The 12604-nt window shown below is 52.1% G+C and carries 13 protein-coding genes; all 13 read left to right on the forward strand.

The window, feature by feature from the left end:
• Window positions 1-62 precede the first annotated feature (62 nt).
• The 13 genes from iscR to AC5E51_RS01230 all read left to right on the forward strand — a co-directional run bounded on the left by iscR (window position 63) and on the right by AC5E51_RS01230 (window position 12332).
• The gene (iscR, locus tag AC5E51_RS01170) at window positions 63-560 is read left to right on the forward strand and encodes a Fe-S cluster assembly transcriptional regulator IscR (RefSeq protein WP_068440678.1); all 498 of its coding nucleotides are present in this window, start codon (window positions 63-65) and stop codon (window positions 558-560) included.
• A gap of 56 nt (window positions 561-616) precedes the next feature.
• Window positions 617-1780 carry an aminotransferase class V-fold PLP-dependent enzyme gene (locus AC5E51_RS01175; protein ID WP_301388959.1) on the forward strand — a complete coding sequence of 388 codons (1164 nt, stop codon included), beginning with the start codon at window positions 617-619 and terminating at the stop codon, window positions 1778-1780.
• A 101-nt stretch (window positions 1781-1881) separates the two neighbouring features.
• Window positions 1882-2307: a nucleoside-diphosphate kinase gene (gene ndk, locus AC5E51_RS01180; RefSeq protein WP_068440673.1), complete on the forward strand. Its 426-nt coding sequence runs from the start codon at window positions 1882-1884 to the stop codon at window positions 2305-2307.
• An 82-nt stretch (window positions 2308-2389) separates the two neighbouring features.
• On the forward strand, window positions 2390-3523 hold the full coding sequence (gene rlmN / locus AC5E51_RS01185) for a dual-specificity RNA methyltransferase RlmN (RefSeq protein WP_076513862.1): 1134 nt from the start codon (window positions 2390-2392) through the stop codon (window positions 3521-3523).
• Window positions 3523-4311 (forward strand): tetratricopeptide repeat protein, encoded by a 789-nt coding sequence (locus tag AC5E51_RS01190; RefSeq protein WP_297533228.1) that lies wholly within the window; start codon window positions 3523-3525, stop codon window positions 4309-4311. Before rlmN ends, AC5E51_RS01190 begins: the two co-directional genes overlap by 1 nt.
• Window positions 4308-5426 carry a flavodoxin-dependent (E)-4-hydroxy-3-methylbut-2-enyl-diphosphate synthase gene (ispG, locus tag AC5E51_RS01195; protein WP_068440665.1) on the forward strand — a complete coding sequence of 373 codons (1119 nt, stop codon included), beginning with the start codon at window positions 4308-4310 and terminating at the stop codon, window positions 5424-5426. Before AC5E51_RS01190 ends, ispG begins: the two co-directional genes overlap by 4 nt.
• 26 nt (window positions 5427-5452) lie before the next feature.
• Entirely contained in the window at window positions 5453-6733 is a 1281-nt protein-coding gene (gene hisS / locus AC5E51_RS01200) for a histidine--tRNA ligase (RefSeq protein WP_297533227.1), read from the forward strand.
• 38 nt (window positions 6734-6771) lie between these two features.
• Entirely contained in the window at window positions 6772-7437 is a 666-nt protein-coding gene (locus AC5E51_RS01205) for a YfgM family protein (RefSeq protein ID WP_297533226.1), read from the forward strand.
• A complete protein-coding gene (gene bamB / locus AC5E51_RS01210; RefSeq protein ID WP_301377991.1) occupies window positions 7437-8639 on the forward strand; it encodes an outer membrane protein assembly factor BamB in 1203 nt (400 codons plus the stop codon). Before AC5E51_RS01205 ends, bamB begins: the two co-directional genes overlap by 1 nt.
• A 33-nt stretch (window positions 8640-8672) precedes the next feature.
• Window positions 8673-10175: a ribosome biogenesis GTPase Der gene (gene der / locus AC5E51_RS01215; protein ID WP_068440653.1), complete on the forward strand. Its 1503-nt coding sequence runs from the start codon at window positions 8673-8675 to the stop codon at window positions 10173-10175.
• Window positions 10176-10234: 59 nt separating this feature from the next.
• On the forward strand, window positions 10235-11215 hold the full coding sequence (locus AC5E51_RS01220; RefSeq protein WP_068435646.1) for a GlxA family transcriptional regulator: 981 nt from the start codon (window positions 10235-10237) through the stop codon (window positions 11213-11215).
• 6 nt (window positions 11216-11221) lie between these two features.
• The gene (locus AC5E51_RS01225; protein WP_301377990.1) at window positions 11222-11659 is read left to right on the forward strand and encodes a YbaN family protein; all 438 of its coding nucleotides are present in this window, start codon (window positions 11222-11224) and stop codon (window positions 11657-11659) included.
• Window positions 11660-11663: 4 nt separating this feature from the next.
• On the forward strand, window positions 11664-12332 hold the full coding sequence (locus tag AC5E51_RS01230; RefSeq protein ID WP_297533224.1) for a phosphatase PAP2 family protein: 669 nt from the start codon (window positions 11664-11666) through the stop codon (window positions 12330-12332).
• Window positions 12333-12604 lie beyond the last annotated feature (272 nt).

The following is a 12604-nucleotide window of genomic DNA, read 5'->3' on the forward strand; positions in this document are numbered from 1 at the left end:
ACATAGTTGACTGTTTTAGTCGGAAATACGCATAATCAATCCAGTACTAACGAGGTGAGATTATGCGTTTAACGACTAAAGGCCGTTATGCTGTGACAGCAATGCTGGACCTGGCTATCCATGCACGTCAGGGGCCAGTCAGCCTGAACGATATTTCCGGTCGTCAGGGAATATCTCTGTCATACCTCGAACAGCTGTTCGCCAAGTTGCGGCGTAATGGTCTGGTATCCAGTGTGCGCGGGCCGGGTGGTGGTTATCAACTTAGCCGTGCTGATGCTGAGATTAACGTTGCTGAGATTGTGGATGCGGTCAACGAATCCATGGACGCCACACGCTGCAACCGCAAAGGTGACTGTCAGGATGGCGAAGAGTGCCTGACTCATCATTTGTGGATGGATCTGAGCGATCAGATCCACAGTTTCCTGAAGAACATATCCCTGTTTCAGCTTATTGAGCGTCGTGAAATCAAAGACATCGCCAGTCGTCAGGAGCGTGGAGTCCGCGACCGTATCGATAGTCTGTTGATTACCGACAGCATGGACACCAGTCGCTCGGCTTGACGCCAGAGATCCGCTGAGGACAATGCGCGTTAAAACCCAGTGATGCGGATACAGCAATGAAATCAATTTATCTCGATTACGCAGCGACGACTCCCTGTGCTCCGGAGGTCGCGGAAGCAATGACTGCCTGCCTGACTCTGGACGGCAACTTTGCGAATCCTGCGTCACGTTCGCATCGCTACGGCTGGCAGGCTGAGCAGGCGGTAGAGAATGCCCGTGGCCAACTGGCCCGTCTGATCGGCGCTGATACCCGCGAAATTGTCTGGACGTCGGGCGCGACTGAAAGTAACAATCTGGCAATCAAAGGCCACGTCGAAGCGCTTCGACGCGAACAGCCGGATACTCCACTTCACATCATCACCTCCGCCATTGAACATAAGGCGGTTCTGGATACGGTGGCCTACCTTGAACGTTGGCACCAGGTTCACGTCAGTTACCTTACGCCGGATGCGGGTGGCCTTATTCAGCCGTCGCAGGTGGCGGATGCTCTGACCGACAATACGTGTCTCGTCACGCTAATGGCGGTTAACAATGAACTGGGCACAGTGACTGACATTCCAGCGATCGCGAAGCTACTCAAAGGTCACAAGGCTTTGCTGCACGTCGATGCAGCCCAGGCTGTTGGTAAAATGGCTGTCAATATCAGTGACTGGGGCGTTGATATGATGTCCTTGTCGGCGCACAAGTTTTACGGCCCTAAGGGCATTGGCGCCTTATATGTACGTCGCGACCCTCAGGTGCCTTTAGTCAGTCAGATCCATGGTGGTGGTCATGAGCGTGGCATGCGCTCAGGCACTTTGCCAACGCATCAGCTGGTGGGCTTTGGCGAGGCTGCTCGCCTGGTCAGTGAACAGCTGGTGACCGATGAAGCACGTATCCGCGAATTGCGTGATCGTCTCTGGGCAGGAATCTCATCACTGGGTGATGTCTGGGTGAACGGTGACCTTGATGCGCGCGTCGCTAACCATCTCAATGTGAGTTTTGCAGACGTGGATGGTGAAATCCTGCTTGCCAGCCTGGCGAAAGTGGCCGTGTCTTCCGGCTCTGCCTGTACCTCGGCGAGTGTGGAACCATCCTACGTTCTGAAAGCAATCGGACGCAGTGATCAGTTGGCTCACGCGGGTTTGCGAATGAGTGTTGGCCGTTACACAACGGAAGAAGAGATCGACTTCGCGATTGCTGAAGTTTCGCGTGTTGTAAGCCTCCTTCGTAAACAGTGAGTGAGTTGCGGCATCCTTTATACAACTTTCATAGAAAGGTGCGTATAATCCGCGGGTTTTGAACCCTAAACACACACAAACACCTACTTTGGAGCTAAAAAATGGCTGTAGAACGCACTCTGTCCATCATCAAACCAGATGCTGTTGCTAAAAACGTAATCGGCGAAATCCTGACTCGCTTTGAAAAAGCTGGCCTGCAGGTTGTTGCTGCTAAAATGCTGAAGCTGGACGACGAAAAAGCTGGCGGTTTCTACGCTGAGCACAAAGAGCGTCCTTTCTTCGGTGATCTGGTTGGTTTCATGACTTCTGGTCCTGTTGTTGTACAGGTTCTGGAAGGTGAAAACGCGATCGCTAAGAACCGCGAACTGATGGGTGCGACTAACCCTAAAGAAGCTGACGCTGGCACTATCCGCGCTGACTTCGCTGAAAGCATCGACGCTAACGCTGTTCACGGTTCTGACTCTGCTGAGTCTGCAGCACGTGAAATCGATTATTTCTTCAATGCTGAAGAAATCTGCGCACGCTAAGTGATGCAGTGGGGCAGTAGCAACGCTTGCTGCCCTGTTCACCCTGCCGGCTAGCCCGGTGCTGTACTTCAGGTATTCCAACATGTCCGACACTTCAGAAAAAACCAACCTGCTGGGCCTGTCACCTGCGAAGATGGAAGAGTTCTTCCTGAGCATTGGTGAAAAGAAATTCCGTGCGCAACAGATGCTGAAGTGGATTCACCAGTATGGCGAATCGGACTTCGAAAAGATGACGAACATGGGCAAGGCGCTGCGCGCAAAGCTGGCAGAAGTCAGTGAAATTGTCCTGCCTGAAGTCGTATATGAAGATTTCTCAAAAGATGGCACCCGCAAATGGGTGATGCGTATGCCGGGAGGCAGTGCCGTCGAAACCGTTTATATCCCTGAGAAAGATCGTGGCACCCTGTGTGTCAGTTCGCAGATTGGCTGCGCACTGGACTGCAGCTTCTGCTCCACGGGCAAACAGGGCTTTAACCGTGATCTGACTGTGGCAGAGATCATTGGTCAGCTTTATGTTGCCGCCATGAGTTTTCATGAGCCAGGTGAGCGCCGTGAACGCCGCATCACGAACGTCGTTATGATGGGAATGGGTGAACCTCTGCTCAACTTCGATAACGTTGTCGACGCCATGAATCTGATGATGGACGACAACGCTTATGGCTTGTCCAAGCGTCGCGTCACGCTGAGCACGTCGGGCGTTGTCCCTATGATTGATAAGCTCGGTGATGTCACGGATGTCTCTCTGGCTATTTCTCTGCACGCGCCTAACGATGAGCTGCGCAATACACTGGTACCTCTCAACAAAAAGTACCCGCTCAGCGAACTGATTTCTGCGACTAATCGTTACCTTGGCAAGTTGCCAGACAAGCGTAAAGCCACGATTGAATATACCCTGATCGACGGTGTGAATGACGAGATGGCGCACGCCGAAGAACTGGCTGAGTTGATGAAGCTGGTGCCGTGCAAAATTAACCTGATTCCGTTTAATCCGTTTCCTAATTCAGGCTATCGTCGCCCAAGTAATAACCGCGTATATCGCTTCCGTGATTACCTTATCAGTCAGGGCCATGTGGTCACTATCCGCTCTACGCGGGGGGATGATATCGACGCGGCCTGTGGTCAGCTGGTCGGTAAAGTAGAGGATCGCACGCGTCGTAGTCAGCGTTATATTGATGCCGTTCAGATTGACAGCGAACAGGGAGGTCGAGCTTCGTGATGCCAGTATTCAGACTATTGACAGCTATCACACTGGTAATTGGTTTACAGGCGTGTGTCACCGTCGAAGAAAGTCGTTTCAGTAAAAAAGCGTCTCCTGAGAAGGCCGTTGATAATTACACTCAGCTTGGCCTTGGTTATTTGCAGAAAGGCCGGCCTGACTGGGCGCGTGATCGTTTACAGCGGGCGCTCGAAATTAATCCGGATGACCCACAGGCAAACGATGCTATGGGGTTGGTCTGGCAAACCGAAGGCGAGCTTGATCTGGCGGAAGAATCATTCAAAAAGGCGCTGCGAGAAGACCCTGACTTTACGCTGGCCCGTCACCACCTTGGTCGCCTCTATGCACGCATGAAGCGTCATAAAGAAGCGCGCGATTTGTTGTCCGAGGTTGCTAACGACCGTTACTACAATAACCGGGTTGGTGCATACAACGATATGGCCCTGAATTTCTATCGTATGGAAAATTCTCAGGGAGCCATCGAGGCATATAGTCAGTCGCTGCGTCTGGCCCCTTATAACGTCGATGCGCTGGTCAATATCTCAACTCTGTTATTTGAGGCTCAGCGGTATGACGAGTCTCTCAAATATTTTGATCGCTTTGATCGTCTGGTCGAACGTGATCAGACCGAGCATACAGCGCACAGCCTGTGGCTGGGTATTAAGTTACTGACGATCCATCAGCAGACCTCACGAGGCGTTGCGCTGGCGGCTCAATTGAAACAACGTTTTCCGCAATCTGAAGAATATCGGATGTATCAGGAATCTCTGAACGGTGCTCAGTCATGAATAAAAACATGGAAAACCCGATTAAGCGCAGAAAAAGTCGCAAAATCTGGGTGGGCGATGTCCCGGTAGGTGGTGATGCGCCTATTGCGATTCAGACCATGACGAATACAGAAACGACGGATGTTGCTGCAACCGTAGCTCAGATTCGCCGTGCGCAGGATGCCGGCGCAGATATTGTTCGTGTATCCGTCCCTACGATGGATGCCGCTGAGGCGTTTGGTGAAATCCGCAAACAGGTGGATATTCCACTCGTCTCAGACATTCATTTTGATTATCGCATTGCGCTCCGTGTTGCAGAGCTGGGCGTCGATTGTCTGCGCATTAACCCGGGTAATATCGGTCGTGAAGATCGTGTGCGCGCGGTAATTGATGCGGCGAAAGATAAAGGTATTCCGATCCGCATTGGCGTTAACGCGGGCTCTCTCGAAAAAGACCTCCAGAAGAAATACGGCGAACCGACGCCAGACGCTCTGGTCGAATCGGCTATGCGCCATATCGATATTCTGGATCGTCTTAACTACCCGGATTTCAAACTGAGCCTGAAAGCGTCAGATATTTTCATGACGGTGGCGGCGTATCGCAAAATAGCGGATCAGATTGAGCAGCCTCTGCACCTGGGTATTACCGAAGCGGGTGGTTTGCGAGGTGGTACGGTGAAGTCCTCTATCGGCCTTGGTTTGCTTCTTTGGGATGGTATTGGCGACACTATTCGCGTGTCTCTTGCTGCTGATCCGGTAGAAGAAGTGAAGGTGGGCTGGGATATGCTCAAGTCACTGAAGCTGCGCTCCCGTGGTATTAACTTTATTGCGTGCCCAAGCTGTTCACGTCAGAACTTTGATGTGATCAAAACCATGAACGAGCTGGAAATGCGCGTCGAAGATATCCGTACCGATATGGACGTTGCTGTCATTGGCTGTGTCGTGAACGGACCGGGCGAAGCCAAAGAAGTCGATCTGGGTTTGACTGGTGGTCAGCCGAATCTCGTATACATCGATGGTAAACCAGCTGGCAAACTGACCAACGACGGTCTTGTCGATGACCTGGAGAGAATGATCCGGGAACGTGCGGCGACCCTCGACGAAGAACGCAAAGACCTGATTACCAGCGTTAAATAACTGGAACAGGCAAAAAAGAGTTAAACATGGCAAAGAAAATTCAGGCAATCCGCGGTATGAACGACATACTGCCAACACAGAGCCCGGTCTGGCAGTATCTTGAAGGCACGGTAAAAGATGTACTGGCTGGTTATGGATACGACGAAATTCGTATGCCGGTGCTGGAGCAGACGGCGCTGTTCAAGCGTTCTATCGGTGAAGTGACCGATATCGTTGAAAAAGAAATGTACACCTTTGAAGACCGTAACGGCGACAGTCTGACGCTGCGTCCGGAAGGCACGGCCAGTTGTGTGCGTGCGTGTGAAGAGCACGGTCTTCTGTACAATCAGACGCAACGCTTGTGGTACACAGGCCCCATGTTCCGCCATGAGCGTCCACAAAAAGGCCGCTATCGCCAGTTTTATCAGATTGGTGTTGAGACCTATGGAATTGCGACACCGGATATCGACGCCGAACTGATTCTGATGACTGCGCGTCTGTGGGAGCAGCTGGGTCTTGCTGACTCGGTAACGCTGCAACTGAACACACTGGGTAGCAATGATGCGCGTGCGCGTTATCGCGATGCACTGGTTGATTACCTCAGCGCGCGTAAAGACCAGCTGGATGAAGACAGCCAGCGTCGTCTTGAGACTAACCCTCTGCGAGTGCTCGATAGTAAAAACCCGGAGACCCAGGCTCTCTTGGCTGATGCGCCAGAGTTACATGACTATCTGGACGATGAGAGCCGCTCGGATTTTGACGCCCTGCGTGCGGTACTCGACGCCGCTGGTGTAAAGTACGAAATCAACCAACGCCTGGTGCGTGGTCTGGATTACTACTGCAAAACCGTCTTTGAATGGGTAACGGATAAGCTGGGTGCACAGGGAACTGTCTGTGCCGGTGGTCGTTACGACGGGCTGGTCGAGCAGCTGGGCGGTAAGCCAACACCTGCGGTGGGTTTTGCCATGGGTGTTGAACGTCTGATATTGATGCTGGAAACGCTCGAAGTGATTCCTGCTGAAGTGATGCAGACTGTGGATCTGTACGTATGCGGTGTCGGTGAAGGTGCGAGTCTTGCGTCACTGATGCTGGCAGACAGCCTGCGTGCTGAGCAGCCATGGTTGCGGGTACAGACCCACTGCGGCGGTGGCAGCTTCAAGAGTCAGATGAAGAAAGCAGACAAGAGCGGTGCATTGTTTGCGCTGCTGTTGGGTGAAACCGAGATCGCTGAAAAGCAGGTGACGGTGAAAGACCTTCGCGGTGAAGCAGGACAACAAACCATTGCCCAGAGTGAACTGGGTCAGTGGCTGACAGATAACCTGAGCTGATTAACAGACAATAAAAATAGCTTGTCGGAGACGAGATAATGACCGATTTAAGAACGGATGAAGAACAGGCAGAGATCATCAAAAAGTGGTGGTCAGAAAACGGCACCAGTCTGGTATCAACGGTTGCTGTTGCTATCGCTGGTGTGGTTGGTTGGAACTACTGGCAGGACAGCAAGCAGGCGACCGGTGAAGCGGCCTCTGCGGTATACACTCAGCTGGTTGAACTGGCAGCTCAGGAAAACAGCGACGCAACTGCCGATATGCAGCGTCTTGCTGAACAACTGAAAACAGACTTCAGTGATACTGCATACTCTGATTTCGGCAGTCTCTTTATTGCACGTATTGCCGCAGAAAATGGTGACTATGAAGCAGCGGCTGCTGAGCTTCAGGCGCTGGTAAACGACGCCGATGCAGAGCCGGTTAAGCTGGCCGCGCAAGCGCGTCTGGCGGCTGTGCTGACACAGCAGGGTAAAGCGGATGAAGCTCTGGCAGCATTGCCAGAGAAAGCTGATCCAGCCTTTGCTCCACAAATTGAAGAAGCGCGCGGTGACGCTCTGTTCCGTAAGGGCGAGCTGGCCAATGCGCGTGATGCCTATCTGCGAGCTATGGATGCTGCACAGGCGTTGGGACAGAACAACAGCATTCTGCAGCGCAAAATAGATAGCCTGAATACACCGGATACTACTTCCTCTGAGGACGCCTGATGCATTTGCGCCACTGGTTTAAGTCTCTTTTAATCACTGCATGTGCGGCGGCTCTGGCGGCCTGTGCATCCACCAATGATCGGGTATTGCCTGATGTGTCTGGCGAAGCAAAGCCGGATGTTGTCTGGCGTATCAATCTTGGTGAAGGGCCGGGGGTTACTTACACCCGTCTCAAAGCAGCGGTTGATGGTGATACCGTGTACGCAGCGGACACCGGTGGCACGGTAACGGCAGTTGAGCTGGCGTCGGGTGACCGACTCTGGACGAAAGACCTGGAACAGCCAATTCTTGGTGGTGTCTCTTTCAGTGATAATCAGTTATTTGTCAGCCTGCGGGAAGGCACTCTGGTTGCTCTGTCAGCAGAAGATGGGTCAGAGCAGTGGCGCGCTATGCTGCCAAGTGAAGCTGTGGCGCAGGCGGCTGCCGACGATCAGCGGGTATTTATCCAGACGGTTGATGGGCGCGTTACGGCGCTTGAGCGTGATAATGGCGCTCAGGCCTGGTCCTACGAAGCGGGTATGCCGGTTCTTTCGGTACGGGGCACAGGTACGCCGTTAATTACAGATCGTCTGGTGATTACCGGATATGCGACGGGCAAGCTGGTCGCGCTCGATAAAGTACTTGGTATTCCGCGCTGGGATATTCGTCTCGGTGTACCTGATGGTCGTTCTGAACTTGAGCGTCTGGTCGATGTTGATGGGTCTCCGGTGTCTGACGGGCGCATTATTTTTGCGGCTGCGTACCACGGCAACGTGGCAGCGGTCAGCGAGATGGGGGAGACCATCTGGCAGGAAGAAGGCTCAACCTACACCAGCCCTGAACTGGCACTCGGCAGCGTTTATCTGACGCTCGACGATGACAGTATCCAGTCGTATGACATGATGACGGGCGCTAAGGCCTGGTTGCAGACTGAACTGATGGGACGTGGCCTTGGCCAGGTAACAGCTACCGGGACCTATCTGGCCGTTGGCGATGAAGAAGGTTACGTTCACTTCATCAGCCAGGTTGATGGCGGTATCGAAGGGCGTATCATGCTTCGCCCGCGACCTCTGCATATAAATTATCCGCACCAGCCTGAGGCAACTAACTGGCGCCTCTCCCGTGGCCGCGATTTTGGTATCCGCAGCAATATGCTGGACACAGACGAAGGCCTTCTGGTGTATACCAATGCCGGCGATCTGGCGCTGATCGAACTGCGTTAATGCCATCCACTTTCTTATCTGAGGTTTCCTGACATGGTACCTGTTATCGCTCTCGTCGGACGCCCGAATGTTGGTAAATCGACGCTCTTCAACCGGTTGACCAAAAGCCGTGACGCGCTGGTGGCTGAAATCGCAGGTCTTACCCGTGACCGTAAATACGGTGAAGGGAAAGTGGGTGATCATCCTTTTATTGTGATTGATACCGGCGGTATCAGTGGACAGGAAGAAGGGATCGATTCCGCAATGGCGGGCCAGAGTTTTCAGGCTATTCAGGAAGCGGACATCGTATTCTTTCTGGTCGACGTCGGCGCAGGTATCACTGCTGGCGATCGCATGATTGCAGATCACCTGCGTCGCAATGGCAAAGCAGCCTATCTGATTGCTAATAAAATCGACGGTAAAAACCCCGACATCGTTCTGGGTGAGTTCTTCGAGCTGGGTATGGGGGAACCCCTGCCTATCGCTGCGGCACATAACCGTGGCATTTCGGCGCTGATTGATTACGTCATGGACGAATTAATCGAAGAAGAAAAAGTCGAGCAGGAAGAGACCGGTTACTACTACGAAGAGGGTGAAGAAGAAGTTCATCACGAAGAGCTTGATATTAAAGGTATTAAGATCGCCGTAGTCGGGCGTCCGAATGTTGGTAAATCCACACTTGTGAATCGCTTTCTTGGCGAGGAGCGGGTGGTCGTCTATGACGAAGCCGGCACGACCCGAGACAGTATTTATATTCCCTACGAACGCCATGGTCAGGAATATACTCTGATCGATACAGCGGGTGTCCGTCGCCGTAAGAATATCTCCGAAGCTGCTGAAAAGTTCTCGATTATTAAAACCCTGCAGGCCATTCAGGACTGTAACGTCTGCATACTCGTACTGGATGCACGCACGGGCATTGTCGAGCAGGATCTGCACATGCTGAGTTTTGTACTGAACTCAGGCCGCGCTCTGGTCATCGCCATCAATAAATGGGATGGCATGGATGCAGACGACAAGCAGCGTGTAAAAGACGAGATTGATCGTCGTTTCGACTTCCTGACCTTTGCCGATATGCACTTTATCTCAGCCTTGCACGGAACAGGCGTGGGCCATTTGTACGAGTCCGTTGATCAGGCTTATGAGTCGGCCATGGCGAAATGGCAGACCAACATGCTGACCCGTATTCTTGAAGATGCGATCGCGGCGCACCAGCCACCGATCATCAGAGGGCGTCGCCCGAAACTGAGATACGCTCACCAGGGTGGCTCAAACCCGCCGCGTATTATCGTGCATGGCACTATGGTGAATGAGCTTCCGGAAGATTACCGACGTTACCTTGCCAATACGTTCCGCCGTGTACTCAATATTTCAGGTACGCCGATTCGCTTCGAATTCCGCCAGGGTGATAACCCGTTCTCTGAGAAGAAGAAAGAAGTACGACATTCAAGTAAGCGCCGTGCCCAGGCCGTAGAGCGCACCGACAATAAACGTCGGATTAAGCGTGATAAAGCGCGCAAGCAACTCAAAAAGTCCTACCGTAAGCCCGGCGGCTGACACTTGTTAATCCGTGCTGAGGGAGGCAATATAAGCTCTCTTAGTGTGGAACGTGTCATATGCATAACGTTGTTATAACAGCCTTTCCGGGTGCCATGTCATCTGCTATCGCAGGTGTTGCAGACCTTCTGGTATCTAGTGGCGTGCTGTGGAATGTTATTCAGGGCGAACCCCATGAGCGTTATTTCAGCGTAAGAATTGCCTCCGAGGACGGTCAGCCAGTCCGTTGTGTGAATGGCATCGAGATCTCGGCGCATATGAGTTTTGCTGAAATCGATCACACAGATATTCTGATCGTTCCTACCATTGCTGTTCATATCAATGACGTACTGAAGAAAGAGCAGGCACTGACGGAGCTTCTGCGCAAAGCAGATACGAAGGGTTGGACGATCTGTGGTAACTGCACCGGAAACTTTCTGCTGGCCGAATCTGGTGTGCTCAATGGTCGCAAAGCAACCACGCACTGGGGGTATCGGGATACCTTTGCAGAACGCTATCCCAGTGTTGAACTGGCGGCAGATCAGTTAATTACCCGGGATGGCGATATTTACTGTGCAGGGGGCGGGCTTGCCTGGTTCGACCTCACGTTGCACCTGATTGAGCGTTTCGTAAATCACGAAGTGGCAATGCAGACGGCAAAAGCTTTTGTGTTTGATTACCGCCGCGATAGTCAGCTTTCTTATTCGCTGATGCGTCTCGCTAAGCCTCACAAGGATGACCGCATCAGCGAAATCCAGGAATGGTTGGATACCCACTACGCCGAAAAGGTACTTGTCGAAGAGCTGGCGGCTCAGTTTGGTATGTCCAAGCGAACACTTATCCGGCGTTTCAACAGCGCTTTGGCGATGTCTCCTAACGCCTATATTCAGACAGTGCGCATCGAGGCGGCACGAAAACTTCTGGAAGAAACCGAGCGAACGGTTGATGTCGTAATGAACGAAGTGGGCTACGAAGATGGCAGCTCCTTCCGGCGTCTGTTTCGTTCTAAAACGGGTCTTACGCCAACCGAATATCGACGCCGTTTCAGCCGTAGGTTGTAACCACTGATGAGCAGTGAACATACACCCCGTAGAAAAGTGATCCGCAACCCTGTCGTCAGGCATCTGGTGTTGGCTGTGGGCTGGCTGAGTGTCGCTCTTGGGTTTGCCGGAATATTTCTGCCAGTACTTCCGACAACGCCCTTTCTCTTATTATCTGCTGCGTGCTTTGTGCGTACCTCTCCACGGTTTTATCAGTGGCTGGTTGAGCACCCAAGACTTGGGCGTTACCTCATTTACTATCTGGATGGGAAGGGGATGCCACTGAAAGCCAAGGTATACACTTTGTTGCTGATGTGGAGCATGCTCCTGCTCACCGCCTTTGTTATTCTGGAGCGCCCTATGTTGCACTATCTTCTTCCGGCCATTGGGTTGGGGGTCACGGTTTATATTCTGCGGCTGCCAACGCTGAAAGTAGTGCCAGAAGCTTCAAGCGAAAAGAGTTAATACCATGCTAAATATTTTAAAAGTACATGCTGACTGGATCAGCTTTGTTCTTCTCGCCATCCTGTTTGTCGTGTTTCCGCAAATCGATCTGGCGGTCAGTAGCTGGTTCTATGACCCGGCTTCTGGCGAGTGGTGGGGCAGTGATAGCGCCGTGGCAGACTCGATTTATGGCATTTTCCGCTATATTCCTTATTTCCTGGTACCTGTGCTGCTGTTTTCTGTGATTGCCGGATTCTTTTCCTTTGGTCCAGATAAGGCAAATCGCAAATTACTTACTTTTTTGCTGGTCACCTTGCTCGCGGGGCCAGGTATCCTGGTTCATAGTGTCTTTAAGGAAGGCTTCGATCGCGCTCGCCCCAAGAACGTCGAGCAGTTTGATGGGCACAAAACCTTTACACCAGCTTTTGTTATTAACGAGACCTGCAGTAAAGGGTGTAATTCATTTGTCAGTGGCCACGCTGCCATGGGCTTCTGGTTTATGACGCTCGGTTGGCTGTTCAGCAGTCGCAAGTGGTTCTGGGCCGGGCTGGTTACCGGTGTCGTTTTAAGTGCGACACGTATCATTCAGGGGGGGCACTTTCTGAGTGATACACTCTTTGCTGGGTACGTCTGTTATTTCACATTCCGTCTGTGTGGTTGGTGGATTCTTAGACAGAGCAAGCCAGCGATTTGAAAGCCGTAATAGATTAAGAATTTGATTCCGCCATTTTTAAGAACTGGCGCGAATTGTTACTGATCTGGCTATATTACACCTGTATAACGTTTGTATTACAGACTAATATCAGTACAAAGGTTCTGACATAGGGATCTTTATCTCCACTTTTAAGCCCGGTTCCACCGGGCTTATTTTTTCTTCCTCATTCCTTTTCTCTCTATTTATCGTCCTACGCAATGTCATCTCCTGCGCTTCAGCCTGGCGTTTTCGCGTGTGCAATCAGCGTTCAG

It is taken from the genome of Thalassolituus sp. (assembly GCF_984348125.1).